This window comes from uncultured Agrobacterium sp. (assembly GCF_913777885.1).
GTDB lineage: Bacteria > Pseudomonadota > Alphaproteobacteria > Rhizobiales > Rhizobiaceae > Agrobacterium.
In genome coordinates this window covers 158,644-185,488 of the sequence record NZ_CAJYTV010000008.1, presented here as the reverse complement: position 1 = coordinate 185,488, position 26,845 = coordinate 158,644, and the positions used below count along the sequence as shown (strand labels likewise).

Sequence of the window (26,845 nt, the reverse complement as noted above, 5' to 3'; positions counted from 1 at the left end):
TGACCACCTGTCGTCACCCTTGACCTCTCCCACCGGGGCATCCTATCTCGTTGCAGTGCGTTATGAGGCATCACTTGCCGCGAAGGAAAACGAGATGCAGCCACAGATCAGAGGCATCAATCTAAGACGCCAGATATTTTTCTGGCTGGGTGCGCTCGTCGTCTTTGTCGTCTTCCTGATGGTGTTCAGTTCCATTCTGTTGCCTTTCGTTGCAGGCATGGCGCTCGCCTATTTCCTTGACCCGGTTGCCGACTGGCTGGAGCGCCGTGGCTTAAGCCGCATGATGGCGAGCATCTTCATCCTGATTTCCTTCGTGCTCCTGTTTGCGCTTTCGCTGATCATCATCATTCCATTGATCGCGGCGCAGGCGTCGGACTTCATCAGCCGTATTCCGTCCTACATCTCGGCGCTGCAGAATTTGATCGCCGGAGCGGATACGAACCTGTTGCCGTCGTGGGTCAGCGCGCAGATCGACACGGTCAAGGAGAACTTCTCCAAGCTTCTCGCCGAAGGGGCAGGATTCATCGGCACCTTGCTGACGCAGATCTGGAATTCCGGCAAATCGCTGATCGACGTCATTTCGCTTCTGGTCGTAACTCCGGTCGTCGCCTTTTATTTGCTCCTGGACTGGGACCGGATGATTGACAAGGTCGACAGCTGGGTCCCGCGCGATCATGTTGCAACCGTTCGTCAGATCGCGCGTGATATGGATTCGACCATCGCCGGCTTCATCCGCGGGCAGGGCTCGCTCTGCATCATCCTTGGCGTCTACTACGCGGTTGGCCTGTCGCTCGTCGGTCTGAACTTCGGCCTGCTGATCGGCATGTTTGCTGGCGCCATCAGCTTCATTCCCTATATAGGTTCGATGGTGGGTCTGGTTTTGGCTCTCGGCGTCGCGCTCGTCCAGTTCTGGCCGGACTATCTCTATGTGATCCTGACGCTTGCGGTCTTCTTCTCCGGACAGTTCATCGAGGGCAATATCCTGCAGCCAAAGCTCGTCGGTAGCAGCGTCGGTCTGCATCCGGTGTGGTTGATGTTCGCGCTCTTCGCTTTCGGCGCGCTTTTCGGCTTCGTCGGCCTGCTCGTTGCGGTACCGGCCGCGGCAGCCGTCGGCGTTCTTGTCCGCTTCGCTCTGTCACGCTATCTGGAGAGCGATCTCTATCATGGACGCGCAGCCAATCTGCCTTGGCAACCCGATGTGGTGCCTTCGCAGAAGATCGACGCGCAGATCGATTCCAGAGCTGATTGATGAACGAAAGTGATAAGCCCGGCCCGTTCCGGCCCAAAGCCGAACAGTTGCCGCTGGCCTTCTCTCATAGCAGCGCCACGGGTCGCGAGGATTTGCTGGTCGCCGCTCCATTGGATGCCGCCGTCAGTATCGTCGATGAATGGCCGAAATGGCCGTCACCGGTCGTCATTCTTGCTGGCCCTCCCGGGTCTGGCAAATCGCACCTTGCCACGATCTGGAGAAACACCAGTGGTGCCGTGGCGATTAATCCTCAGCTGGGGTCGGATGCCGCACGCGCTGCCGAGAAGGCGCCCGTCTTGTTTGAAGATGCCGACCGCGTCGGCTTCGACGATACCGAGCTTTTCCACGTCATCAACAGCGTGCGGGAAAACGGGACGTCGCTTTTGATCACGACAAGACAGTGGCCCGCCAGCTGGCCCGTGTTACTGCCGGACTTACGCTCCCGGCTGAAGGCGGCAACGGTTGTGGAGATCGGCGAGCCCGATGAGGACCTTTTGGCGCAGGTGCTGATGAAGCTCTTCGCCGATCGCCAGCTTTATATGGATGACAAACTCGTCAGTTATATCGTGGCGCGAATGGAACGGTCCCTCGACACCGCGCAGATCCTCGTCGAGCGGCTCGACCGGCTGGCGCTCTCTCGTGGTACACGGATCAGCCGGTCGCTGGCGGCGGAGGTTCTCACTGAACTGGGAGCGGCTTCGCAAGACGATTGACTGTCATAGTTCCGTCGTCAAACTGTTATACGGGCTTTGAAACTTATCAGGGGTGGGCGATTTGATGGATTCGGTTGTGCAGAAAGAGTTGGAAGGTAACAACTCGGCGTCCGCAACGGAGGTTGAAAATCTCTGGGAGAGCCCCAGTCGCTTTGTGAACCGCGAATTTTCCTGGCTGCAGTTCAACCGCCGCGTTCTGGAAGAGACGCTGAATCCCGCCCATCCGCTTCTGGAACGACTGCGCTTTCTTTCCATCTCCGCCGCCAATCTGGACGAGTTCTTCATGGTGCGCGTTGCCGGTCTGGAAGGGCAGGTGCGCCAGTCCATCAGCATGAAGACGCCTGATGGCAAGACGCCAGCCGAGCAGCTTGAGGAAATCCTCAAGGAAATCGACAATCTTCAGATGGAGCAGCAAGCCTCGCTTGCCGTTCTGCAGCAGTATCTTGCTAAAGAAGATATGTATATCGTTCGTCCGCCAGCGCTTTCGGACGAAGACCGCGCATGGCTGGAAAACGAGTTCGAGGAACGTATCTTCGCTGTGTTGACGCCGCTCTCCATCGATCCGGCGCACCCCTTCCCCTTCATTCCCAATCTCGGCTTCTCCATGGGGCTCCAGTTGGAAAGCGTCAATGGGCGCGAGCCGATGACGGCGCTTTTGCGCCTGCCAACCGCACTTGATCGTTTTATCCGCCTGCCGGATGACAAGACGGCGATCCGTTACATCACGCTCGAAGATGTGGTGGGGCTCTTCATCCACCGGCTCTATCCGGGCTACACCGTCAAGGGCTTCGGCACATTCCGCATCATCCGCGACAGCGATATTGAGCTGGAAGAAGAGGCCGAAGATTTGGTTCGCTACTTCGAAAGCGCGCTGAAGCGTCGCCGCCGTGGTTCGGTGATCCGTATTGAAACCGATAGCGAAATGCCGCAGTCGCTTCGCCAATTCGTTGTCCAGGAGCTGGACGTTCCGGAAAACCGCGTGGCCGTCCTGCCGGGCTTGCTTGCGCTCAACACGATTTCGGAACTGGCGAAAGCACCACGTGAAGATCTCAAATTTGAAGCCTACAACGCTCGCTTCCCGGAGCGTGTTCGCGAACATATGGGCGACTGCCTGGCCGCCATTCGCGAAAAGGACATGGTGGTTCACCATCCTTACGAAAGCTTTGACGTCGTCGTGCAGTTCCTGCTGCAGGCGGCGCGCGATCCGGACGTTCTGGCGATCAAGCAGACGCTTTACCGCACCTCCAATGACAGCCCGATCGTTCGCGCTCTGATCGATGCCGCCGAACTCGGAAAGTCGGTGACGGCGCTCGTCGAATTGAAGGCGCGTTTCGACGAAGAGGCCAATATCCGCTGGGCACGCGATCTGGAGCGCGCCGGCGTGCAGGTCGTCTTCGGCTTCATCGAGCTTAAAACCCATGCGAAGATGTCTATGGTTGTGCGCCGTGAAGATGGCAAACTACGCACCTATTGCCATCTCGGTACTGGCAACTACCATCCGGTGACGGCGAAGATCTACACGGATTTGTCCTTCTTCACCTGCAATCCGAAGATCGCCCATGACATGGCCAATATCTTCAACTTCATCACTGGCTATGGCGAGCCGGAAGAGGGCATGAAGCTGGCGGTTTCGCCCTATACGTTGCGCCCGCGCATCTTGAAGCATATCAACGACGAAATCGAGCATGCCAAGAACGGCGCGCCGGCTGCGATCTGGATGAAGATGAATTCTCTGGTCGACCCGGAAATCATCGATGCGCTTTATCGGGCAAGCGCTGCGGGTGTGGAGATCGATCTGGTCGTGCGCGGCATTTGCTGCCTTCGCCCGCAGGTCCCTGGTCTTTCTGACAATATCCGCGTCAAATCGATCGTTGGTCGCTTCCTCGAGCACAGCCGCATTTTCTGCTTCGGCAATGGCCAAGGCCTCCCGTCGGACAAGGCGCTGGTCTATATCGGTTCTGCCGATATGATGCCTCGCAACCTAGATCGACGCGTCGAGACCCTCGTGCCACTCGTCAATCCGACTGTGCATGAACAGGTTCTTTCACAGATCATGCTCGGCAATCTCATTGACAACCAGCAGAGCTACGAGATACTTCCCGACGGAACGTCCAGGCGTATCGAGGTGCGCAAGGGCGAGGAACCGTTCAACGCGCAGCACTATTTCATGACCAATCCCAGCCTGTCCGGACGTGGTGAAGCTTTGAAATCCAGTGCGCCAAAACTGATTGCCGGGTTGATCTCTTCCCGCAAGAAACAGGCTGAATGACACGATCAGAAGCACAGGGGCGGCTCGTCGGCCTTGCCCCCGTTTCCGTCATCGACATCGGTTCGAACTCGGTTCGCCTTGTCGTTTATGAAGGTCTATCGCGCGCGCCTGTGGTGCTGTTCAACGAAAAGGTACTTTGCGGTCTGGGCAAAGGGCTGGCGCTGACCGGGCGCATGGACGATGAAGGCGTAAGGCGAGCGCTGATGACGTTGCGCCGTTTTCGCGCGTTGTCCGATCAGGCGCAGGCCACCCAGGTGCATGTCTTGGCCACTGCAGCAGCACGAGAAGCCGAAAACGGACCTGACTTCATTCGCGATGCGGAAGAGATTCTCGGTTGCGAGATCGAGGTTCTCTCCGGCGAGCGTGAGGCTCTCTATTCGGCCTATGGCGTCATCAGCGGGTTTCACGATCCCGATGGCATTGCCGGCGACTTAGGTGGCGGATCGCTCGAACTGATCGACATCAAGGGAAGCACCTGCGGCAAGGGTATCACGCTGCCGCTCGGCGGTTTGAGGCTTTCCGAACAGGCAGGAGGCTCGCTCGAGAAGGCGACGGCTTTTGCCAAGAAGCAGGTCAAGAAGAGTGCCGATTTGCTGGCGGCCGGCGAAGGCCGCACCTTCTATGCCGTCGGCGGTACATGGCGCAACATCGCCAAGCTCCATATGGAGATCACCCATTACCCCCTGCACATGATGCAGGGCTATGAGCTTCCGCTTCAGGAGATGCTCAACTTCTTAAATGAGGTCATCGCCTCTAAGGACAGCAAGGATCCGGCCTGGCAGGCAGTTTCCAAGAACCGCCGATCGCTGCTGCCATTTGGCGCGGTTGCCATGCGTGAAGTGCTTGAAGCCATGAAGCCGGCGAAGATTGCGTTCTCGGCGCAAGGCGTGCGTGAAGGCTATCTTTACTCGCTGTTGTCCGAGACGGACAAGACGGCGGACCCGCTGCTGGTCGCAGCCGACGAACTCGCGGTTCTGCGTGCCCGGTCTCCCGAGCATGCCCGTGAACTTGCCGATTGGACAGGCAGAACGGTCCCTGTATTCGGCATCGATGAAACGGAAGAAGAAGGACGATACCGGCAGGCGGCATGCTTGCTGGCGGATATCAGTTGGCGCGCCCATCCGGATTACCGCGGGCTACAAGCTCTGAACGTCATTGCTCATTCATCATTCGTGTCGATCACCCATCCAGGCCGCGCCTTTATTGCGCTCGCCAATTATTATCGCTTCGAAGGCCTGAACGATAACGGCACGACGCAGTCGCTTGCCGACATGGCCGGGCCGCGGCTGCTAGAGCTTGCCAAACTACTGGGTGGGCTGCTCCGTGTCGTCTACCTCTTCTCGGCCTCCATGCCGGGCGTGGTGGATCACCTGCGGTTCCGCAAGTCGGATAACCCGGATCTCGATCTGGAATTCGTCGTGCCGCATGAGTATTGCGATTTCGCCGGCGAGCGGCTGGACGGACGCCTGCAGCAGTTGGCGAAGCTGACGGGAAAGCGGCTGGCCTTCGTTTTCGAGTAATCTGTGAACACTTAGCGCGGATAATAAGGTTCGCTGAAGGGAGAGAGCGCCGCCGAGAGGGCGACGCTCGTAATCGTCACTTCGCGTCGAGCAGGTCTTTCACGTCCAGGATGACGAACTCATTGTCGTCTGCCTTGTCCAGCGCACGACCGGCCGAGAAGGGCAGGTTGTTGTCGTTGCCGACGATGATATGTTCGGCATCGACACGGTCGACGTTTTCAATGGTGACGAAAGGCATGGTATAGATGCCGTTCTCGGAGCCCTGCCGGGCTTTCGTGTCGGGATCGGCGATCTTCATCAGATCGATGTAGCCGATCTTCCGGGCGGCCTTGCCGACATTGGCGTCGTTGAACTCGATCTTGTAGATGCGTTTCACCTTGGCAGGTGCTGCAAAGCAGTTCGGCTCCGGCTTCTTCGGGTCGGCACAGGCCTTGTCGGACGTACCGGCACCGTTGTCGCGCTCGATCACCAGCGCAGTGCTGTCGTCCAGCATGTTGAAGTCGCCGATTGCCTCGCCACCTTCTGCTAGAGGATAGAGCCAGGTGCGACCGGTCCACGCCTTGGAGGCAACGTCGAGCTCAATGATGCGCAGGCCAGTTGCACCGTCTTCCGTCTTTTCGACCTGACCGTCAGCGGTGTAGAGCGGGCCTTCCAGCAGGCCATAAATTTTCGTGCCATCCTTTGACATCGCCATGCCTTCAAAGCCACCGGAGCGCTTCAGGTTGAAGGCGGGAAGTTTCTGGGTAGGGTTGCCAGGGAGCGCCAGCATCGGGTTGTCGGGAGATTTGACTTCGATATCACCGGCCTTGGTAGCGATCACATCCGTCAGCTTGCCTTCTCGGCTGAACTTCAGAATATAGGGCCCGAACTCTTCGCCGACCCAGAAACCATCCGCGACCGGCTGGATGGATTCCACGTCGAAATCCGCGCCTGTCAGGTAGCGCTTATCCGAACCTTCCATGACGATCGGGAAGGGTGCCTTTTTGTCGGGATCGGACAGGAAGACCGTTTCGAGCGCGTTCACCTTGCCGGCATCCCAGTCGAATTTCAGGTGGTGAAGCATCAGCATCGCATCGCTGGAGTTCAGCTTCGAGCCGAAGCCGTTGTCGGAGAGGCTCCAGAAGGTACCATCGTCCATCGCCTTGATGCCGGAAAAGCCCTGCATCGCCTGACCGTCGAACGGCATGGAGAGGCCAGTCTGACGAACGCCGTCCTTGCCCGGCACAGTGCCGAGGCCGTCCGCACGTTTGCGGTCTGGCGTGGTGAACTTGCCTGCACTTTTCAAAAACTCCGGAGCATCGGCCGGTGCCGGGATGATCGTATTGGCTGGCAGAACGGCCTGCGATACGAGCTTTGCCGGAAACTCTTTCTCAGCGGCAAGCGCATTGAGGGTTCCGAGCGTGAGGAAGACAACTGAAGAAAGCAGGATTTTTTTCATGGAGCATACCTGTCTGTTGCATAGAGCGGCGTGCTTCGTTTAGGACGCACAAAGGACGCTCTAACTTTTTGGATCTACGCATCGTGCTTTCCGAAAATCGATTCCGATTTTCGGGCCGATGCTGTGGAGGAGCAATGGACCGATAGGCGGGCTTTGTGACAGGCGCACAAAATCACTTTGAAGCTTTGATGACGGCTTTTGTTTCTTACAGCGCCGGCTGGCGGGTGAGCGCGCAGACGCCGAGCGTCTGACCGCGACCTTTGACGGCATGTTCGCCGAGATACTCGCTCTTGATGCCCTTGGGCAGGAGAAGTTGATGGGCAAGATCGGATGAGATCAGAATGGGGTGGCCAAGCATTTTGCTCAGCGATTCCAGTCGTGCCGTCGTGTTCACCGTATCGCCGAAATAGGTGATCTTGTGATGGTCCACGCCGATTTCGGCGGTGATCACCGGCCCGCCGTGAATGGCGAAACGAAGCTTCGGTACAGTACCGAACTGGGCAATCCAGGTCGCACGGCTGCTTTCGATTTGCGACAGGATATCGAAGACGCAGTTGATGCAGGCCGCACGACGGATCGCGAGATGATAGGGCCAGGTGATGATCGCCGCGTCGCCGATATAGTCGTCGATGACGCCGCCATGTTTCCTGACCGGAGCGGCATAGGCGGAGAAAAGCTCCCCTAGAAACTCCTGTGCCTTGAGGTCTCCATGGGTCTCGGCAAAGGAGGTGGAACCGACGAGATCGATGAAGAGAAAGACGCGTTCTTCGCTGACCGGCCTGCGATAGCGTCCCAGGATCAGGTCTATGAAGATGTCGCGTCCCAGGAGCTCTCGCACTCGCATGATGAAGACGATGATGGCGCAGACACCCAGCGTAAACACCATCGTCTGCATTTCCGCATGCACGGCGCGCGCCCAGCTTGTGGGAAGAACGCCGGTCGCCCACAGAATGGTGCCGCCGAGACCGAATCCACAAAAGACGAGGATGACATAGACGACCATGCCGACCGCAATATAAGCGGGAGTCGGCAGCATGCTGATCTTTTTAGAAAGGCCCGGGAGAATTTGGCCACGTTCAAAGGCGAGAATCGGCGCGCAGGCGAATAGGGCGTAGGTTGCCCCAATAAATGCGCCGCCGCCATATTCGAGGAATGCATAGACCACGCCGCTTCCGGCAACCGCCAGAAACAGCACGACATAGTCCAGCATCGCCAGAATTTTTCTCATCATCTGCCCTTAACTGAGGGGATTGGGTGTCACTTCCTCCCAAGTGAGCAGGTCGATTCCTCCCGGTGCGGGATCATAATGCGGATCAGGTGCCGCCAAAAGAGATGTTCAAGCGATCGATCATGAAGAGGCGCGGTTGTGGCAGTTTTGCACGATCCCCGCTTTTCACCTTATTCGGTGGCCTGACCCTGCGCTGGCATCTCGACTGCCTCGACCTTCTTGCCTGCAAAGCGAAGGGCGACTTCTCCGCGGATGAGCTTCAAAGCGGGCTCCCCGAAGAGTTCACGACGCCAGCCGGAGAGCGCCTGAACCTCTGCCTTTTCGCCTTCGGATGCGATCTTGTCGAGATCCTCGCTGTTGGCGATCACCTTTGCGGCGACACCGTGCTTGTCCGCCGAAAGCTTCAAGAGCACCTTCAACAGTTCCACGGCGGCACCCGAGCCTTCCGGCGAATGGCTGTGGCGCGGGGCCTGCGGCATGTCGGCCTTGGGGAGGGCTAGTGCCGCATTGACCGTCTCGATGATGGCCGTGCCGGAGGTGGAGCGCTCCCAACCCTTTGGAACGGTGCGCAGGCGTGACAGCGCTTCCGCATCCTTCGGCTGCTGCTGAGCGATCTCGAAAATCGCATCGTCTTTGAGCACGCGCGAACGCGGAACGTTGCGCGAGCGTGCTTCGCGCTCTCTCCAGGCTGCAACGAATTTCAGGATGACAAGCTCGGTCGGCTTGCGAAGCCGCGACTTCAGACGCAGCCATGCATCGTCGGGATGCATGTCATAGGTCTCGCGCGCTTCCAGAATATCCATCTCTTCCTTCAGCCAGGATGAGCGCCCTTCGCGCTCCAACTGCGACTTCAGCGCCATATAGACATCGCGCAGATGGGTGACGTCCGCCAGCGCATAATCCAGTTGCTTTTCCGAGAGCGGACGGCGGCTCCAATCGGTAAAGCGGGAGGACTTGTCGATCTGGACGTTCTTGGTCTTCTGCACCAGTTGATCGTAAGAGATCGAATCGCCGAAGCCGCAAACCATGGCTGCGACCTGCGTGTCGAAGATCGGATGGGGGATGAGGCCGCCGAGATGATAGATGATCTCGATATCCTGGCGGGCGGCGTGAAAAACCTTCACCACATTCGGATCGGCCATCAGTTCGAACAGCGGCGTCAGATCGATACCCTTCACCATCGGGTCCACCAGCACTTCGAGCGTGGGGCTTGCCATCTGCACGAGACAGAGCTGCGGCCAGAAGGTGGTTTCGCGGAGAAACTCGGTGTCGATGGTGACGAATTCCGATTTCGCCAGCTCCTTGCAAGCGTCGGCGAGTGCTGCTGTCGTTTCAATCATTACGTTTGGCCAGTCCTGGAAAACACTCCGTCTTACTTTCCCTTTGGGCGCCGCATGTCAATATCAGAGGCGGCTTTACTCCACGCTTTTGCCCCGCCAATCGTCGATCTCGTGCCGTATTTTCTTCTTATCCGCCTCTCTTTGGCGTTCGGCAGTAAGTTCTGGCCGGGCGGCAAAGCCTCGTGCGTGGCGCTTTTCCTTGACAAATCGGTTCAGCCATGCGCTTTTCCGCCAAATTTCGAAAGTCGGCCCCAGAGGCCATGACACGCTTCTTCAGGATACAATCATGCATCGCTACCGCAGCCACACCTGTGCCGCTCTTCGCAAGTCTCACGTCGGCGAGACCGTCCGTCTTTCCGGTTGGGTGCATCGCGTTCGAGACCATGGCGGCGTTCTCTTCATCGACCTTCGCGACCATTACGGCATTACCCAGGTGGTTGCCGATCCCGACAGCCCGGCTTTCAAGGCGGCTGAGACTGTGCGCGGCGAGTGGGTGATCCGCATCGATGGCACCGTGAAGGCGCGTTCGGACGATACCGTCAACAAGGGCATGGCAACCGGCGAAATCGAGCTCTATGCACAAGAGATCGAAGTGCTGGGTGTGGCCAAGGAGTTGCCGCTGCCGGTCTTCGGTGAGCCTGACTATCCGGAAGACGTTCGCCTGAAGTATCGCTTCCTCGATCTTCGCCGCGATACTCTTCACAAGAACATCGTCAAGCGCACCCAGATTATCTCCGCCATGCGCAATGGCATGGCCGAGGCTGGCTTTGCCGAATACACAACTCCGATCCTGACGGCTTCCTCGCCGGAAGGCGCGCGCGACTTTCTCGTGCCGAGCCGTATTCACGAAGGCAAGTTCTTCGCTCTGCCGCAGGCGCCGCAGCAGTACAAGCAGCTTCTGATGGTGGCAGGCTTCGACCGCTACTTCCAGATCGCGCCTTGCTTCCGTGATGAAGATCCGCGTGCGGACCGTCTGCCGGGCGAGTTCTACCAGCTCGACGTGGAAATGAGCTTCGTAACGCAGGAAGATGTCTGGGCAACCATGGAGCCGATGATGACATCGGTTCTGGAGCAGTTCGCCGAAGGCAAACCCGTCACAAAAGAATGGCCGCGCATTCCTTACGACGAAGCGATCCGCAAATACGGCTCCGACAAGCCGGACCTGCGCAACCCGATCGTCATGCAGGCCGTGACCGATCATTTCGCCGGTTCCGGCTTCAAGGTCTTCGCCAACATGATCGCGTCGAACCCGAAGGTCGAAGTCTGGGCAATCCCTGCCAAGACCGGCGGTAGCCGCGCGTTCTGCGACCGCATGAATGCCTGGGCACAGGGCCAGGGCCAGCCAGGCCTCGGCTACATCTTCTGGAAGGAAGAGGACGGCAAGATCGCAGGCTCCGGTCCGCTCGCCAAGAATATCGGCGAGGAACGCACCGAGGCACTGCGCACGCAGCTTGGCCTGGAAGCCGGTGATGCCTGCTTCTTCGTGGCGGGCGATCCTGCCAAGTTCTACAAGTTTGCCGGTGAAGCCCGCACCCGCGCCGGTGAGGAACTGAACCTCGTTGATCGTGACCGTTTCGAGCTGTGCTGGATCGTCGACTTCCCCTTCTTCGAATATAACGAAGAAGACAAGAAGATCGACTTCGCCCACAACCCCTTCTCCATGCCGCAGGGCGGTATGGAAGCGCTGGACGGTCAGGATCCGCTGTCGATCAAGGCCTACCAGTACGACGCCGTCTGCAACGGCTTCGAGATTGCGTCTGGCTCCATCCGTAACCAGTCTCCGGAACTGATGGTCAAGGCGTTCGAAAAGGTCGGTCTGTCGCAGAGCGACGTGGAAGAGCGCTTCGGCGGTCTTTACCGTGCCTTCCAGTATGGCGCACCTCCGCATGGCGGTTGTGCTTTCGGTATCGACCGTGTGGTCATGCTGCTGGTCGGTGCAAAGAACCTGCGCGAAATCACGCTGTTCCCGATGAACCAGCAGGCCCAGGATTTGCTGATGAACGCGCCGTCGCCTGCGACGCCGACACAGCTTCGCGAACTGGCTTTGCGCGTCGTTCCGTCCAAGAAGGACTAAGCGATATGCTCAGGCAGATCGCCGAGCGTCTCCAATCAGCATTCACTCGTGCACTTGCGGCAGCCCTGGCTGCCGCTTTTGCGTTCTGGGCCTCACGATATTTGCTCGGCCATCAGCAGCCCGTCTTCGCTGCGATCAGCGCGCTGATCTGTCTGGCGCCGGGCATTCCAAGCCAGATCCGTCAGGGTTTAGGCCTGATTGTTGGCGTCACCGTCGGCATTCTGGTGGGCGAGCTTGCGCTGATGATCCCGGCAGATCTTGCGGCGGTCCGGATGGCGTCAGCCACCTTCGTCGCCATGATGATCGCTGCTGCCTTCGGCATGGCGCCTGTGGTGCCGATACAGGCCGGCGCATCAGCCATGCTTGTGCTGTTGATGGGGCCACAGGTCGCGGGCCTTGCCCGTTTTCTCGACGTGCTGATCGGCGCCTCGACAGGCCTCATCGTCGCGCTCGTGTTCTTCCGTGAGCGGTTGAAGTTTTAGAGCATTTCTGGCGCCGCTGGCTGTAAATCAAATAAAGCAGCGGAGGCGATCAGCCTTCACTGCTTTATTTCGAAATCCAAGACTTTATGTAGCGACGGTTGGCTTAGATCGAGCGTGCTGGCGGCATGGGTTTGAGCGTGTTCATCAGAGCGCCGTAGGGTAGCAAGAGGACGAGTCCGACGAGAACCTTCACCGACAGATCGCCGAGCGCCCAGGAGATCCAGCGCGGGGCTTCAGTTGAGAAGATGCCAAGGATCGGCGCATTCTCGATGGCGAAGGCATCGTTCGGACCAATGAAGGCAAAGCTCGCTGCAAAGGCGATCGAGAAGAACAGCACGGTATCGAGTACGGAGCCGAACATGGAGCCTGCCAGCGGCGCACGCCACCAGCTTTGGCGACGCAGACGATTGAACACCGAAATGTCGAGCAACTGGCCGATCAGATAAGCGGTGCCGGAAGCAATCGCGATCCGCGGCAGCGAGGTCCAGAAGGATAGCGTGACGCCAACGATGAAGCCGGCCAGCACGACGCGACGCGCAATGGAGGGGCCGAACTGCCGATTGGTCAGATCCGTGACCAGAAAGGCGACAGGGTAGGTGAAAGCACCCCAGGTGAGAAGATCACCAAGATTGATGCCGAAGAGCGTGCCGGACAGCGGATACTGAACGAGAATATTCGATGCGACGACGACGAGGGTCATCAGCAGCACATAGATAAATGTTTGGCGCAGATAAGGCATTTTTTTATCCTGGGTGATGCCACCAGTTGGAGCGAACATATGCAAGCGGCGAGCCGTCTCAAACAGCGATGCAGCCTTGCGCGAAAAACAGGGAAGCTGGACGCAAAGGCATCCGCTACCCCTAAAACAGACAAAAGGCTTGAGCGGCAGAGCCATTCAAGCCTTTTGAAAAGGATAGACGTTTGAGCGGCTATTAAGCGGCTTCAGCGGTCTTCTTTGCGATCTGGCGACGCAGCAGGCGGGCGCGCATCGAGAGCTCGTTTTCGTCAGACTTCAAAAGGAAGGCATCGAGGCCGCCACGATGTTCAACGGAGCGAAGAGCGGCTGCGGAAACGCGCAGACGGAAACGCTGGCCGAGAGAATCGGAAATCAGAGTAACCTGGCAAAGGTTCGGGAGGAACCGGCGCTTGGTTCTGTTATTGGCGTGGCTGACGTTGTTGCCCGTCTGGACGCCCTTGCCGGTCAATTCGCATACACGGGACATGGGTACACCTATTCGTTGTCACTGTAAGACTATCAGTCTGCTCTCCGGCAAAATCCGGTTCGCAATCCAACAGCCGATGATTGGAAAGTTGCGGTTCTATAGTCAGAGCCGTCCGTGCAGTCAAGCCGCTCGCGCCTTTTTGTGCGCGATTTCACCGGTTTTGCTGTGGCTCCCGCTTTTTTATTGCCACAAGTCAGCGTATATGATCGCCGGAAATGCACGGCTTTCGCCGTTGCCGAGGTGATATCTCTATGATCGTCCATTCACAAAGACTTTTTGCCGTGACAGCGCTCTTGCTTTGCGGCCTTACGCCCGCATTGGCCGCCGAATCGCGCCATGACAGCGAATACTCAATCGCGCTCGGACCGTTGCCGATCGCGCGCGCCAACTTTTCGACGAAGATGAACGGCTCGACATACTCGATTTCCGGCTCTTTCAGTTCGGCGGGCATTGCCAGCGTGCTCAAGGATATTTCCGGCAAGACGACTGTCTCTGGCGCCAAGCGCGGCAACCGCATGCAGGCCAACGAATATTCGCTGGTGTATAAGGACGGCAAGCGCACCCGCACCTATGATGTGCAGTATCGGAATGGCAACGTCACCTCCACGACCGTCAATCCGGCACCTAAGGCGCGGCCGGACAATTGGGTGGACGTGAAGGATCGCGATCTTCGTTCCGTGCTCGATCCGATTTCCGGCCTGATCTTCCCGGTTGGCGGCCGTATCTGCCCCAGCCGGTTGCCGATCTATGATGGTGAGTCGCGTCTCGATCTGGTGCTGAGTTCCAGTGGAACGAAACCGTTCAAGACCAATGGCTTCTCAGGCGATGCTGTCGTCTGCAACATGCGCTATGTTCCGAAATCCGGCTTCCGCAAGGGCCGCAAGGATATCGAATATCTGAAGTCGATCTCCATGGAGGTTTGGTTCGCCAAGGCCAGCAGCATGGATCTCTATGCGCCGGTCTATGCCCGGATCCCGACAAAGGTCGGTCAGGTCTATATCACTGCGACAAAGTATGGCGGCTGACGGGCAGGCGATTAACCCGGTGCCCAGCCGGGCTCTGCCATGACAAAGCTGTCGAAAACGAAGCCGGGTGCGACGGTGCAGCCAACGAGGGTGAACTCGCCAAGGCTTTCCGCTGCCTGCCACCAGTTTGCCGGCACGATCGCCTGCGGTTGTTCACCGTCCAGCACCGCTGGCCCAAGCCGCACGGTCGAGACATTCTTTCCATCTTCGCACACATGAAGCGATAGGGCTGAGCCGGCGTAATAGTGCCAGATTTCAACCGCGTCGATCACCTTGTGCCAGTGCGATCGCTGGCCCTTTTCGAGCAGATAATAGATCGCCGTCGAATGACCGCGCTCCGGGCCATCGGGATCGCGAAACGTCTGGCGATAAAAGCCACCTTCGGGATGCGGCTCCAGATTGAGTGCGGCGATGATGGCAGCAGCGGATTGTTCTACCGCCATCAGAACTTGTCCTTGCGGGCTCTGATCTCAGCAAAGACATCCTCGTCAGTCGCACCTTCCAAGCCAAGATGAGCACGAATGCTGGCGTCAGCCACGCGCATATAGGGGTTGGTCTGCTTCTCGAGCGCTATCGTCGTCGGAATGGTGAAGCGGCCCTCGCTGCGCAATGCTTCGACTTCACTCAGGCGGCGCGTCAGTGCTTCGTTCTCGGGATCGACCGTCACAGCAAAGCGGGCGTTGGAGAGCGTATATTCGTGACCGAAGTAGACTTGGGTGTCATCCGGGAGCGCCATAAGCTTTCGGAAAGAGTGCCACATATCGGCGGCTGGGCGCTCGAACAGGCGCCCACAGCCCATGGCAAACAGCGTGTCTGCGGCAAAGAGCAGGCCGTCATCTGGAAGATAGTAGCAGATATGTCCGGCGGTATGTCCCGGCGTGGAGATGATCTGCACGCGACGCCCGGCAATCTCGAATTCATCGCCGTCGGCAGCGGTCTTGTCGAGACCGGGAATGGCAACCGCCTCGTCATGCGGCCCCCGGATTTCGCAGTGGAAGCGCTCTTTCAAAGCCAGGTTGGCATCCACGTGATCCTGATGGTGGTGGGTTGTGAAGATGTGGGTCAACTGCCAGCCGCGGCGATTGAGAGTGTCCAGAATCGGCGCTTCCTCTGGCGCGTCGATGGAAATCGTCGTTCCGCTTTCGCTGTCATGCAGCAGCACACCAAAATTGTCACTTCGGCATGGAAAGACTTCGATATCCAGCGGCTTCATGGTCGGCTCCCTATCTCGCAATAAACCTGTCTCTTCTATTTAGGTGACACGCGCTTGAAGTCCAAGCTTGAAGTCCTTTCGCGACCCGCTACATTCCAGCGATGAACACCGATATCGTCGATCTGCGCGAATTTTATCATTCCCCGCTTGGCCGTTCTGCCGAACAGGCGATCACCATGGCGCTGTCGACGCTGTGGCCGACGCTTCCGGATGAGCGCCTCGTCGGGCTCGGCTATGCGGTGCCGTTTCTCGATCGGTTCCGCCACGACACCGAACGCACCTTTGCCTTCATGCCCGCAGGGCAGGGCGCGGTGAACTGGCCGGCGGGCGAACTCTCCTCCACAGCTCTTGTCTTCGACGAGGAACTGCCGCTGCCCGATTCCTCGATCGACCGCGTGTTGATGATCCACTCGCTGGAATTCGTCGAAAATCCGCGCGAGGCTCTCAAGGAACTCTGGCGCGTTTTGGCGCCCGGCGGCCGTCTGGTTATCGTGGTGCCCAATCGGCGTGGCGTTTGGGCGCGCATGGAGCATACGCCCTTCGGTTCCGGACGCCCCTATTCCCGCAGCCAGTTGACGGCCCTTCTGCGCGAAACGAACTTTACCCCTGGCGCCTCTGCCGAAGCGCTGTTCTTCCCGCCGTCCAAGGTGCGGTCCGTGTTGAAGTTTCGCCGCTACATGGAGACGATCGGGCGCAGGCTATGGCCGGTCTTTTCCGGCGTCATCATAGTCGAGGCGCAAAAGCGGCTCTATCAGGGTCTTCCGGTGACTCAGCGTGCGTCCCGCCGCGTCTTCGTCCCGGTACTGGCGCCGCAAGGCGTGCCTAGTACCCGAACCACATTGACGCAGGGTCGGAAACAGCAAAAGCCGCGCTGATACTCGACAACGGGCTGCTTCCAGTCTAATGCCTTCGGCATTGTCAGGCCGGATTTCCCGGCGCTTTTTCGAAGGTCGATGAAATGAGTGCAGAGCTTAACCAACCTGTTCCGCGTCCAGGCATACTGGACATCGCCGCCTATGTTCCGGGCAAGGAGCATGTGGATGGTGTTGCGAAGGTCTATAAGCTCTCCTCCAACGAAACGCCGCTTGGCGCCAGTCCCAACGCCATCGAGGCGTTCAAGGCGGCGGCCTCCAATCTGGAAATCTACCCGGACGGTCAGGCGGTGGCGCTGCGCCAGGCGATCGCCGATGTGCACGGCTTGAACCCGGCCAACATTATCTGCGGCAATGGCTCCGATGAACTGCTCGGCCTGCTCTGCCATGTCTATCTCGGCGCGGGTGACGAGGCGATCATCACCGAGCATGGCTTTCTCGTCTACAAGATCCAGATCATGGGTGCGGGTGCCAAGCCAATCACCGTGAAAGAAACCGACTGCACGGTCAATGTCGACGCGATCCTCGATGCGGTGACACCGAACACGAAGATGGTGTTCATCGCCAATCCTGGCAATCCGACCGGCACTTATGTTCCCGTCTCGGAAATCCGCCGTCTCCAGGCCACCCTGCCAAAGAACGTCATTCTGGTTCTTGACGCGGCTTACGCCGAATATGTGCGCAAGAATGATTACGAAGCCGGCCTTGAGCTGGTTTCCGGCAATGCCAACGTCGTCATGACCCGCACTTTCTCCAAGGTCTATGGTCTGGCAGCGCTGCGCGTCGGCTGGATGTATGCCCCGGCTGCCATCATCGATGCGCTGAATCGTGTGCGTGGTCCGTTCAACATGAACGCGCCTGCCATTGCCGCTGGCGCTGCAGCCATTCGCGATCAGGCCTTCATGCAGCAGGCCGTTGCGCATAACCTGCTGTGGCTTGACAGATTGACCTCGGTCTTTACCGAACTCGGCCTGAAGGTCACGCCGTCGGTTACCAACTTCGTTCTCATTCATTTCCCAGATGAGGACGGCAAGCGCGCAGCCGATGCCGACGAATTCCTGAGCCGCCGTGGCTATATCTTACGTGCTGTGCGTGGTTATGGCTTTGCCAATGCTCTTCGCATGACAGTCGGCTCGGAAGAGGCGAACCTCGGCGTCATCGCAGCGCTCAAAGAGTTTATGGGTCAGGCGTGATGGAAGGCATTCTGTTCGAACGCATCGCGCTGATCGGCATTGGCCTCATCGGCTCGTCGATTGCCCGCGATATCAAGGAACTTGGACTTGCGCGCGAGGTCGTCGTCTCCACACGCCGGGAAGAAACGCTGAAGCGTGCTGAGGAACTGAAACTCGGCACCTCTTATACCGTTTCGGTCGCCGATGCGGTGAGGGACGCCGATCTCATCATCGTGTCGGTTCCCGTTGGCGCATCCGAAGAGGTGGCAAAGCAGATCGCACCGCATTTGAAGGCAGGCGCGATCGTGACCGATGTCGGATCGACGAAGGCATCCGTGATTGCCCAGATGGCGCCGCATATGCCTGAGCATGTTCACTTCATTCCCGGCCACCCGCTGGCGGGTACGGAAAAGTCCGGCCCGGATGCCGGTTTTGCTGGTCTCTTCCGTGATCGCTGGTGCATCTTCACGCCGCTGCCGGGTACGGATGCTGAAGCTCTTGATCGTCTGAAAGGCTTCTGGTTGGCGCTCGGCTCACGGGTCGATGAGATGGGCCCAGAGCACCATGACAAGGTGCTGGCGATCGTCTCGCATCTTCCCCACATCATCGCCTACAATATCGTTGGCACGGCGGACGATCTTTCGACGGTGACGGAATCGGAAGTCATCAAATATTCGGCCTCCGGCTTTCGCGACTTCACCCGATTGGCTGCGTCCGACCCCACCATGTGGCGCGATATCTGCCTGCACAACAAGGATGCGATCCTTGAAATGTTGGCACGGTTTTCGGAGGATCTTGCTTATCTGCAGCGTGCGATCCGCTGGGGCGAGGGCGACAAGCTTTTTGAACTTTTTTCCCGCACCCGCGATATTCGCCGCTCCATCGTGCAGGCAGGCCAGGACGTCGATGCGCCGGACTTCGGCCGTCATACGCTTGACCAGAAGAAATAGGATCTGCATTTCCGGCGTCATTCTTGGGCCTGAATTGCGTTGAAGACTTTGGGTTCGCGTCTTCAGCGGATGTTGGAGTAGACTTCACAAGGGCGGGTATCGCTGATCGGCAATGGTGGGGAACACTGAAACACAGGCTCGAAGAGGGCGTCTGCGGAAACTGATTGCAGGGGCGGGCGGTCTTGTTGCCGCTGGCCTGTCGCTTGGTTATTCCATGTATGAGCGGCGCGAGAGCGAGCTTGTCCCGGTGGTGGAAGCTAAAAAGACTATCGATGCCGGGCGTTGGCAAGTGGCGCTGGAATCTGCTCGTAGCATCGCGCTCACGCCGAACGGGCTGAAGGTCACGCCCAGGAAACAGGCAGTTGCTGTCGAAATGCGCCTTGAGAACCTGTCCGCAGAAAGCTCAAACATCTATGGCGACCTTATCAAGCTCGACAACATTAAGGATGCACCGCGACCGGCGTTCTATCTCGATCGGGATCGTGACCTGCTGGGCGACTTGCAGCCGGTGATGCCAGAGATGGTTACAGCCGTGTGGGAACTTCCCGCCGATGGTCCGGTGCCATCTTCACTCGACCTCTCGGTTCAGGGTGAGGCTTTTCGTCCGCGCGATAACCTCTATGCGGCACCAGGTTGGTTTGCGAAAGGCCCCGTCGCGAGGGTCGTCCTACCATTGTCCGGTGGCGCATCCGTCGAGAAAGCACCATGATCCGCGCGGTCTTTTACTGCGCTCTCGTCGCACTTTCGGTGGGCGCCCTGATAGCGCTGAAGGAAACGACGCCATCCTACGCCATGCTGACAGGTCCGATCGTCACGCGCGGACATGCGGGGGAAACGGTCTCCGGGCGCGCGTTCAGTGGTAAAGTCTCCCAGGTTCGCAAGGCCAAGTTGCTCTCTTATGAGAGCTTCGGACGGAAGGTGGAGCGCAGCACCTCGGGTGTCTGGCTTGTCGTCGCAGTGGACGCTGCTGCATCGGCCGAGACCTTGCCCCTCCAGGCCGCGACAATCGTCGGCGCATCCGGCCGCTCATACAGGCAGTCTACGCGGGTGGACGGTGTGCCGGGCGCCCTGTCGACCAAGACCATCCAACCTAGCTTGCCGACGTCTGGCATATTCGTTTTCGAGTTGCCGGAGGCGGAGACCTCACGAATGTCGCTACTCTTGGCCAGGCAATATTTCCCGCAACTCAGCGACCAGCTCGATATCGCTATTGATGCGGACAAGATTGTCTCCCAAGCGGCATTGGAGATCGGCAATGATGGGCGCTGATCGCGAACGCACATTGTGGTGGATTTCGTTTATCAGCCTGCCTGCCCTGGTGGTGCTGGCTTTCTCGCTGAGCGCCTGGCGCAGCTTTCAGGAATATCAACGCCGTAGTGAAATTGAGATCGTCGGCAACGCAGGCGATCGCATCTACGCCGGAGCGCTATGGCAGGTTGAGGCGGCGCGTCTGCTGGGCGATGGCAAGGATACGCCGCTTCGGCTTCCCGGGGAACGACGGCTGGTCATCCTTCGGCTGAGCGCAACGGCGGTGAAAGACATCGGGGAAGATTGGTCCCAGTGTCAGATCAGTCTGGTCGATGGCGAAGGACGCCGGTGGTTGCCGCTGGATGTCACACTGTCCAATAATGTCAGTCGCGAACTCGATCCGAAGGCAACACCGATCAATGGCTGCGGCCTCGCCTCGCTGACACCGCTTTCAAAAGGCGAAAACACCTTGATCGAGGAGAAATTCCTCGTGCCTGCGCCGGTTGCAGGTCGGCTTTCGGCGCGCATCAGTTTCGCCCCGTCCCGCCCCACCGCACTTTCCATTCCGCTTCGTCTAGGTGCGCGATAGGGACACTCAGACGAAAGCAGGCCTAGACGTCCAGCGTGCGTGCCCGCCATTCACGGCCTCGCGCAAAGCCGATTTCGAGCGTGGCGGCAAGCACGCAGATTTTCAGAGGTGAGACCAGCAGTCCCTCCCCGGGATCGCTGGGCGTGCCGAAAAGCAAGGAGATCCATTGTGCGATGACTGGCCAGAGCGCCGTTTCCTGCGGACCGATCCATCTTGAGATCCCAAACCATGCCCATCCCGAGCCGAAATCGAGCAGGCGGTAGGAGAGAATGGCACAAAGGGTCAAAGCGAAACCGGAGCTGAGCGCCAGCCCAACGCCTTCCGCCAGGGTTCGGTAGCGCTTCAACGTGCCCGCGATGAAGTGAGCGACGAAGTCCTGCAAAAACTTCGGTAGCGCTTGCCATCTGGAGATTGCGGCAGAAAGACCGCGGGCCGGCAGCGGATGTTCGCCATTGATATCGTAGCCATAGATAAGTGCTGCGATCGTCAGCCAGACAGCCGGATAGAGCGCATAGAGGAAGACAGATTGTAGACGTTGGCTGAATGAGGTGTCGGCAAACTCAGCGGGCGCAGCGAGATCCTGCGCGATGGCGCCGGGTACTGGGTCCAGCATCGTCAAGAGGTTGCCGATGACGTCCGGCAGATGCGTGAACCAGTTGCGAATGTCGTCCTGCCAAGTGGAAATGACAAAGATACCGATGAATGCCCAGTTCGCTTCGCAGATAACGATGACTATCGGCCATAAGGGCGACTTCGATCGCTTGCTCATGAATTTCGCAAAGCGTCTGATGGCCCAGGCAATCGCGACGGAAACGACGAGCCAGGCGCCACCCGTGACCTCCAGCAGCTTTGCGGTTTCGCCTGACAGCAAGAGGTCGAAGGAGAGCCTTGCATAATCTCGCAGCGTGTCGGCGAGGAAACCCCAGGCGGCATAGAAGGCGAAGAAGGGAACGAGCGTTAGTGCCAGCGCGGTGACGAAGTTCGTCTTCCTGGCCACGCCCGGCTCTGTCGCGCCCCGATCATTCTGAGCGGAAGCGGCGTGGAGCGTTGGAAGCCCACGCCGGACTGTCTCGAACAGCGCGACGATGATGACCAACTTTAAGAGGACGACCAGCGATAACAGACACAGGCCCGCCAGTGCATTCCACCGACCAACGAGAGCGGCGAGATTAGTCAGCGCGAGGCCTCCCGAGAAGCCGATCAACCACAGCGCCATGAGTTGCGGCCAGAAGCGTGCAAAGAGCATGAGCGTCAGATGCAGAGCCGCCGCGCAGTCACGCAGCGGGTTGGTTTCAGACGGCTTTATCGACTCCAGAGATTGCTGCATCTGCCTATCAGCGTGTGTTTCAAACCGGACACTTTGACCTGCGCCCATCAATCGGTATGACGGGAGCCGGTCGTGCTCTGTTGGTTTGTCAGATCGGCGGAATTTTGCCGAGTGGAATGAAGCCGCTGACGGTGGCGCGGCCGCGATCGACCACGAGATCGACGGATGTGCGGTCGCCGCCGCCAGCCAGTGCGCCGAGAAGCTTGCGGGCGGTGTCGATGGTCGATTGAAGCTGAGGAAAGGCCTGCTTGGCATTGTCGGCCCAGTCGCCCAGCTTTTCGATTTCCAGCTTGAATTTGCCCGACAGATAACCCTGATCGTCAAAGGCAAACGGGCCGCTGATACGCATGATGCGACCTTCGCCAATATCGAGCATGACGCGGCGTAGCTCGCCGCTTGCGCCGTAAAGCCCGGTCGTGTCGCTGCCGTCGATCATGCCGGCCTTGCCCGCAAGCGTCACGTCGGCGATGGCGTTAAGGCGTGGCAGAATCTGCGGCCAGCCTTGAACGACTGTCGCAGCGTCGTTCAATGTTATGGCACCGTCGAGATCAGCACCGTTCTGGCGAAGATGGACTTCGGTCTTTGCTGCATCGAAGTCGATGGTCTGGTTGGTGACGGAAGAGACAGCCTGCGCCTTCAACCCATCAATAACCAGCGAGGTGCGATCGATGCCCTTCAGCTTGGTCACGAGGCTTGATTGTAAATCCGCCCATTGCGCCGAAACGGTCAGCCCATGCGGTGTGCGAATTTCAGCTGGCGAATCCAGCTCCCAGACGATATGGCCCGGCGCGTAGACCTGTGCCGCCGAGCGCAGAGCGCCGAAGGATGTCGTAACACCTGTTTTTTTATCTTCGACATTTACTTTTGAGCAAAAGAGGCCGATGCGGAAGGGATAACCGCGAAAGGCCATATCGGTGCATTCGCCCTGAATGCTGGAGGTGCCGCCCGGCGCGATGGCCTTGATCACAGTCTCTTCCAGCCGCTTGGCCGCATAAAACCAGCCAGCCGTGTAGATGGCGATGACAAGCACGATGCCGAGCCCGAGAAAAAGGAATTTTCTGCCTGTGCGGGATTGGCTTGACGTTGCCATGATGATCTCCAATGCTGAGCGGCTTCGAATAGTGATTTGGCGTGCGATATGGACGATTTTTGGGTCTTTGGCTACGGTTCGCTGATGTGGAACCCCGGCTTCCCGTTTGAGGAGCGTCAGAGGGCGCGGTTGTTCGGCTACAGGCGAGCGCTCTGCATTCGCTCCAACCATTACCGCGGGACGGAGGAAAGACCGGGTCTGGTGCTGGGTCTTGAGCGCGGCGGCTCCTGCCTTGGCGTGGCTTTCCGGGTCAAGGCGTCGGGCCGCAAGCCCGTGCTCGATTACCTGCGAGAGCGAGAACTGGTGACGAATGTCTACAAGGAGCGCCTGATCATGGTGAGCCTTGAGGACGGTCGACGGCTGAACGCGCTGACCTACGTGGCAGACCCTTGCCACCCGCAATATGTCGGTGGACTGGAGGTGGATGATGCCGCCTCGATCATCCGCACGGCTGAAGGCAGTTCCGGACCCAATGCCGATTATGTCTTCAACACGGTGGAGCATCTGAAGGCCATCGGCATTCGCGATGCACTTCTGGAAAAGATCGCTGCTCATGTTGGGGATGGAGCCGAAGCGACGTAGTTCCAACCGGGATTTGCACGATCGGACAATAAAACGCCGCGGATATTTCGATCCGCGGCGTTTGTGTTTCAATCTTCGTCAGGATGAATGCGCTTCGGACGCCGGTGGCGGTGCCTCGCGGTGTTCGTCATGCTCCGCTACAGGCCGCTTGGTTCGCATCAGCGTCAGGACGAAGACGAAGAAGGCGGGCACGAAGAAGACGGCAAGAATTGTAGCCGAGATCATGCCGCCCAAAACGCCGGTGCCGATAGCGTTCTGGCTTGCCGCACTAGGGCCGGTCGCGATCGCCAGCGGTACGACGCCGAGCGTGAAGGCAAGCGAGGTCATGATGATCGGGCGGAAGCGGACGCGTGCAGCCTGTACCGCCGAATCCAGCAGTGACTTGCCTTCCGCATAATAATCCTTGGCAAATTCGACGATCAGGATCGCGTTCTTTGCCGACAGGCCGATGATGGCAATCAGACCCACCTTGAAGTAGATGTCGTTCGGCATATCCCGAACCATGACGGCCAGCACCGAGCCGATGATGCCGAGCGGCACGACCAGCATGACCGAGAGCGGAATGGACCAGCTTTCGTATAGACCCGCAAGAAGCAGGAAGACGAAGAGAATGCTGAGGCCAAACAGGAATGGTGCCTGCGAGCCCGACTTGATCTCCTCAAGCGCCTGGCCCGTCCATTCGTAGCCGATACCGGCCGGAAGTTCCGAGGCGATGCGTTCCATCTCGGTGATGGCGGCGCCAGTGGAATTGCCGGGCGCCGGAGCGCCGGCGATACGGATCGTCGGATAGCCGTTGTAGCCAACCACCTGCGGAGAACCCTTTTGCCACTGGGCGATTGCAAAGGAACTCAGGGGCACCATGCCGCCGCTTGCGTTGCGGACATTGAGCTTCAGCAGATCTTCCACCTGAAGACGGTCGCGATCCTGTGCCTGCACGATGACACGCTGCATACGACCGGCATTGGGGAAGTCGTTGATGTAGGACGAACCGAGATTGGCAGTGATGGTGTTGTTGATGTCCGCGAATGTCACACCGAAGGTGTTGGCTTTTTCGCGGTCGATCACCAGCAGCACCTGGGCCGCATCCGGCAGACCTTCAATACGCATGCCGGTGAGGATCGGGCTTTTGCCGGCCTTCTGCATCAGTTCTGCTGCTGCGGCAGAAAGGGCCGCCTGGCCGATGCCGTTTCGGTCCTGCAGGCGGAAGGAGAAGCCGCCGGACGTGCCGAAGCCTTCAATGGGCGGAGGCGAAAGCGCAAAGGTCGTCGCATCCTTGAGGCCGAAGAGCTTCATGTTGGCACGGTTGGCGATATCCTGCGCCGAATTGCCTGCACCACGCTCGCTCCAGTCCTTCAATGTCACGAAGGCAAGGGCAGCGTTTGCGCCGTTACCGGAGAAGCTGAAGCCCTGGATCGCGACGATGTCCTTCACGGCAGGATCCGCCTTGAAGATGGTCTCGATCTGCTTGATGGAGGCGAGCGTACGGTTTGCGCTGGCCTCTGGCGGACCCTGGATATCGACGATCAGGAAGCCCTGGTCCTCATCCGGGACGAAGGCGCTTGGCAGGCTAATGAAGAGGTAGCCGAGACCGGCGACCAGCGCCAGGTAGATCACCATCATCCGGCCTGCTCGCTTGGCAGTGGCCGTTGCTGTCTTCGTATAGCCATTCGTCAGGCTGTCGAACTTGCGGTTGAACCAGCCGCCAATTCCGCGCTTTTCATGATGCCCCTTGGGGATAGGCTTCAGGAAAGTGGCGCAAAGCGCTGGGGTCAGCGACAGGGCGAGGAAGGCGGAGAACAGGATCGACACCACCATGGTCAAGCTGAACTGGCGGTAGATGATACCCGTCGATCCGGGGAAGAATGCCATCGGAATGAAGACGCAGGCGAGAACCAGCGTAATACCGAGAATGGCGCCGGTGATCTGGCGCATGGCTTTCTGCGTGGCGGCTTTCGGCGACAGACCCTCTTCGGCCATGATGCGCTCGACGTTCTCGACCACGACGATGGCGTCATCGACGAGAATGCCGATGGCAAGCACCATGGCGAACATCGTTAGCACGTTGATGGAGAAGCCTGTCGCATACATGATGGCGCAGGTGCCGAGCAGCGCTACCGGAACAACCAATGTCGGGATGACGGTGTAGCGGAAGTTCTGGAGGAAGACGAACATCACCACGAAGACAAGGATAATGGCTTCGACCAGCGTATGAAGCACCTTCTCGATCGACGCCGAAACGAACGGGCTGGTATCATAGGGAACGCTATAGGCAACGCCTGACGGGAAGAAGCGGGAAAGCTCCTCAAGCTTGGCCGTCACCGCTTTCGAGGTGGCGACCGCGTTGCCGGTCGATGATAGCTGGATACCGACGGCAGCGCTTGGCTGGCCGTTCAGACGGCTCGAGAAGTTGTAGGTCTCCGCACCGAGTTCGATGCGGGCGACGTCCTTCAAGCGGACCGAACTGCCATCCGGATTGGCGCGAAGAACGATGTTGCCGAATTCCTTCGTGTCTGTCAGCTGACCCTTGACGAGAACCGTCGCCGTCAGATCCTGGGACACGGGGTTAGGGGCGGCGCCGATCTGACCGGCGGCGACCTGAGCGTTTTGGGCGGTAATCGCGTTGTTGATATCGGCGGCCGTCAGGTTGAGACCAACGAGTTTGTCGGCGTCGATCCAAACGCGCATGGCGCGCTGGGCAGAGAAGAGCTGCGCACGGCCGACCCCATCGATACGGCGCAGTTCACCCAGAACGTTGCGGTTGAGATAGTCGCCAAGCCCCACCTCGTCCATCGTGCCATCGGTGGAGGTAAGCGTAATGAACATGAGGAAGCCGGAGGAGGCTTCTTCAACGGTCACGCCCTGAGAGGCGACGGCTCTTGGAAGGCGGGCTTCTACACGGCGAATGGCGTTCTGCACATCGACCGATGCCTGGTTGATGTTGGTTCCGGCTTCGAACGTGGCGTTGATCGAGACCTGACCCGACGTATCCGACGTCGATTCGAAGTACATCAGGCCTTCGACACCGTTCAACTCGTCTTCAATGAGACGGGTCACGCCTTGATAGATTTCCTGCGGCGAGGCGCCGGGATAGCTGGTGGAGATCGTCAGCTGCGGCGGCGCCACCTTCGGATACTGCGCAATCGGCAGGAAGGGGATGGCGATAATGCCGGCAATCGAGATGAAAAGCGCAAAGACCCAGGCAAGGATCGGCCGTCTGATGAATAGCTGTGCCATGAGGTGA

At 58.8% G+C, this 26,845-nt stretch carries 24 protein-coding genes; 14 read left to right on the top strand and 10 right to left on the bottom strand.

Features of this window, described 5'->3' with window-relative positions:
* The first annotated feature begins 94 nt into the window (after positions 1–94).
* The 4 genes from QZ869_RS06420 (at position 95) to ppx (ending at position 5,751) form a co-directional block, all read left to right on the top strand.
* The gene (locus tag QZ869_RS06420; RefSeq protein WP_296080211.1) at positions 95–1,249 is read left to right on the top strand and encodes an AI-2E family transporter; all 1,155 of its coding nucleotides are present in this window, start codon (positions 95–97) and stop codon (positions 1,247–1,249) included.
* Positions 1,249–1,962 (top strand): DnaA regulatory inactivator HdaA, encoded by a 714-nt coding sequence (gene hdaA / locus QZ869_RS06415; RefSeq protein WP_296103357.1) that lies wholly within the window; start codon positions 1,249–1,251, stop codon positions 1,960–1,962. The genes QZ869_RS06420 and hdaA overlap by 1 nt, the downstream gene beginning before the upstream one ends.
* 64 nt (positions 1,963–2,026) lie before the next feature.
* Entirely contained in the window at positions 2,027–4,231 is a 2,205-nt protein-coding gene (locus QZ869_RS06410; RefSeq protein ID WP_296018106.1) for an RNA degradosome polyphosphate kinase, read from the top strand.
* Positions 4,228–5,751, top strand: coding sequence for an exopolyphosphatase (gene ppx, locus QZ869_RS06405; RefSeq protein ID WP_296103353.1), 1,524 nt, complete (start codon positions 4,228–4,230; stop codon positions 5,749–5,751). Before QZ869_RS06410 ends, ppx begins: the two co-directional genes overlap by 4 nt.
* Positions 5,752–5,827: 76 nt before the next feature.
* On the opposite strand, the gene QZ869_RS06400 is transcribed toward ppx, so the two are convergent.
* The 3 genes from QZ869_RS06400 to rnd all read right to left on the bottom strand — a co-directional run bounded on the left by QZ869_RS06400 (position 5,828) and on the right by rnd (position 9,757).
* Positions 5,828–7,189: an esterase-like activity of phytase family protein gene (locus QZ869_RS06400; RefSeq protein ID WP_296103350.1), complete on the bottom strand. Its 1,362-nt coding sequence runs from the start codon at positions 7,187–7,189 to the stop codon at positions 5,828–5,830.
* A 205-nt stretch (positions 7,190–7,394) separates the two neighbouring features.
* Positions 7,395–8,417, bottom strand: a complete 1,023-nt coding sequence (locus QZ869_RS06395; protein ID WP_296103346.1) for an adenylate/guanylate cyclase domain-containing protein — start codon at positions 8,415–8,417, stop codon at positions 7,395–7,397.
* A gap of 170 nt (positions 8,418–8,587) precedes the next feature.
* Entirely contained in the window at positions 8,588–9,757 is a 1,170-nt protein-coding gene (rnd, locus tag QZ869_RS06390; RefSeq protein ID WP_296103344.1) for a ribonuclease D, read from the bottom strand.
* A 286-nt stretch (positions 9,758–10,043) separates the two neighbouring features.
* Between rnd and aspS the strand changes: the two genes are divergently transcribed.
* Both aspS and QZ869_RS06380 read left to right on the top strand, forming a co-directional pair.
* Entirely contained in the window at positions 10,044–11,831 is a 1,788-nt protein-coding gene (aspS, locus tag QZ869_RS06385) for an aspartate--tRNA ligase (RefSeq protein WP_296103343.1), read from the top strand.
* 5 nt (positions 11,832–11,836) lie between these two features.
* Positions 11,837–12,313: an FUSC family protein gene (locus QZ869_RS06380; RefSeq protein WP_296080154.1), complete on the top strand. Its 477-nt coding sequence runs from the start codon at positions 11,837–11,839 to the stop codon at positions 12,311–12,313.
* A gap of 103 nt (positions 12,314–12,416) precedes the next feature.
* Here QZ869_RS06380 and QZ869_RS06375 read toward each other — a convergent pair whose 3' ends face one another.
* Together QZ869_RS06375 and rpmB are read right to left on the bottom strand one after the other, a co-directional pair.
* Complete coding sequence (locus tag QZ869_RS06375; protein ID WP_296018094.1) at positions 12,417–13,052, bottom strand: queuosine precursor transporter; 636 nt, start codon at positions 13,050–13,052, stop codon at positions 12,417–12,419.
* A 193-nt stretch (positions 13,053–13,245) separates the two neighbouring features.
* Positions 13,246–13,536, bottom strand: a complete 291-nt coding sequence (gene rpmB, locus QZ869_RS06370) for a 50S ribosomal protein L28 (protein ID WP_296018092.1) — start codon at positions 13,534–13,536, stop codon at positions 13,246–13,248.
* Between the two features lie 251 nt (positions 13,537–13,787).
* Between rpmB and QZ869_RS06365 the strand changes: the two genes are divergently transcribed.
* Entirely contained in the window at positions 13,788–14,561 is a 774-nt protein-coding gene (locus tag QZ869_RS06365; protein WP_296103341.1) for a DUF3108 domain-containing protein, read from the top strand.
* An 11-nt stretch (positions 14,562–14,572) separates the two neighbouring features.
* Here QZ869_RS06365 and QZ869_RS06360 read toward each other — a convergent pair whose 3' ends face one another.
* The gene (locus QZ869_RS06360) at positions 14,573–15,004 is read right to left on the bottom strand and encodes a cupin domain-containing protein (RefSeq protein ID WP_296103339.1); all 432 of its coding nucleotides are present in this window, start codon (positions 15,002–15,004) and stop codon (positions 14,573–14,575) included.
* On the bottom strand, positions 15,004–15,774 hold the full coding sequence (gloB, locus tag QZ869_RS06355) for a hydroxyacylglutathione hydrolase (RefSeq protein ID WP_296103337.1): 771 nt from the start codon (positions 15,772–15,774) through the stop codon (positions 15,004–15,006). The genes QZ869_RS06360 and gloB overlap by 1 nt, the downstream gene beginning before the upstream one ends.
* A 101-nt stretch (positions 15,775–15,875) precedes the next feature.
* Between gloB and QZ869_RS06350 the strand changes: the two genes are divergently transcribed.
* From QZ869_RS06350 to QZ869_RS06325, 6 genes are all read left to right on the top strand, one after another.
* Positions 15,876–16,649, top strand: a complete 774-nt coding sequence (locus QZ869_RS06350; protein ID WP_296018084.1) for a class I SAM-dependent methyltransferase — start codon at positions 15,876–15,878, stop codon at positions 16,647–16,649.
* Between the two features lie 83 nt (positions 16,650–16,732).
* Positions 16,733–17,839: a histidinol-phosphate transaminase gene (hisC, locus tag QZ869_RS06345; RefSeq protein ID WP_296103334.1), complete on the top strand. Its 1,107-nt coding sequence runs from the start codon at positions 16,733–16,735 to the stop codon at positions 17,837–17,839.
* The gene (locus tag QZ869_RS06340; protein ID WP_296103332.1) at positions 17,839–18,768 is read left to right on the top strand and encodes a prephenate/arogenate dehydrogenase family protein; all 930 of its coding nucleotides are present in this window, start codon (positions 17,839–17,841) and stop codon (positions 18,766–18,768) included. The genes hisC and QZ869_RS06340 overlap by 1 nt, the downstream gene beginning before the upstream one ends.
* A 112-nt stretch (positions 18,769–18,880) precedes the next feature.
* Positions 18,881–19,477, top strand: a complete 597-nt coding sequence (locus tag QZ869_RS06335; RefSeq protein ID WP_296103330.1) for a hypothetical protein — start codon at positions 18,881–18,883, stop codon at positions 19,475–19,477.
* Positions 19,474–20,037, top strand: coding sequence for a hypothetical protein (locus QZ869_RS06330; protein WP_296103329.1), 564 nt, complete (start codon positions 19,474–19,476; stop codon positions 20,035–20,037). The genes QZ869_RS06335 and QZ869_RS06330 overlap by 4 nt, the downstream gene beginning before the upstream one ends.
* Positions 20,024–20,605 carry a hypothetical protein gene (locus tag QZ869_RS06325; RefSeq protein WP_296103327.1) on the top strand — a complete coding sequence of 194 codons (582 nt, stop codon included), beginning with the start codon at positions 20,024–20,026 and terminating at the stop codon, positions 20,603–20,605. The genes QZ869_RS06330 and QZ869_RS06325 overlap by 14 nt, the downstream gene beginning before the upstream one ends.
* Positions 20,606–20,627: 22 nt before the next feature.
* Here QZ869_RS06325 and QZ869_RS06320 read toward each other — a convergent pair whose 3' ends face one another.
* Both QZ869_RS06320 and QZ869_RS06315 read right to left on the bottom strand, forming a co-directional pair.
* Complete coding sequence (locus QZ869_RS06320; protein WP_296103325.1) at positions 20,628–21,932, bottom strand: hypothetical protein; 1,305 nt, start codon at positions 21,930–21,932, stop codon at positions 20,628–20,630.
* An 88-nt stretch (positions 21,933–22,020) separates the two neighbouring features.
* Positions 22,021–23,022 carry a DUF2125 domain-containing protein gene (locus QZ869_RS06315; RefSeq protein WP_296103323.1) on the bottom strand — a complete coding sequence of 334 codons (1,002 nt, stop codon included), beginning with the start codon at positions 23,020–23,022 and terminating at the stop codon, positions 22,021–22,023.
* Between the two features lie 48 nt (positions 23,023–23,070).
* Between QZ869_RS06315 and QZ869_RS06310 the strand changes: the two genes are divergently transcribed.
* A complete protein-coding gene (locus QZ869_RS06310) occupies positions 23,071–23,604 on the top strand; it encodes a gamma-glutamylcyclotransferase (protein WP_112953097.1) in 534 nt (177 codons plus the stop codon).
* 78 nt (positions 23,605–23,682) lie between these two features.
* On the opposite strand, the gene QZ869_RS06305 is transcribed toward QZ869_RS06310, so the two are convergent.
* Positions 23,683–26,838: an efflux RND transporter permease subunit gene (locus QZ869_RS06305; protein ID WP_296103320.1), complete on the bottom strand. Its 3,156-nt coding sequence runs from the start codon at positions 26,836–26,838 to the stop codon at positions 23,683–23,685.
* Positions 26,839–26,845: the final 7 nt, after the last annotated feature.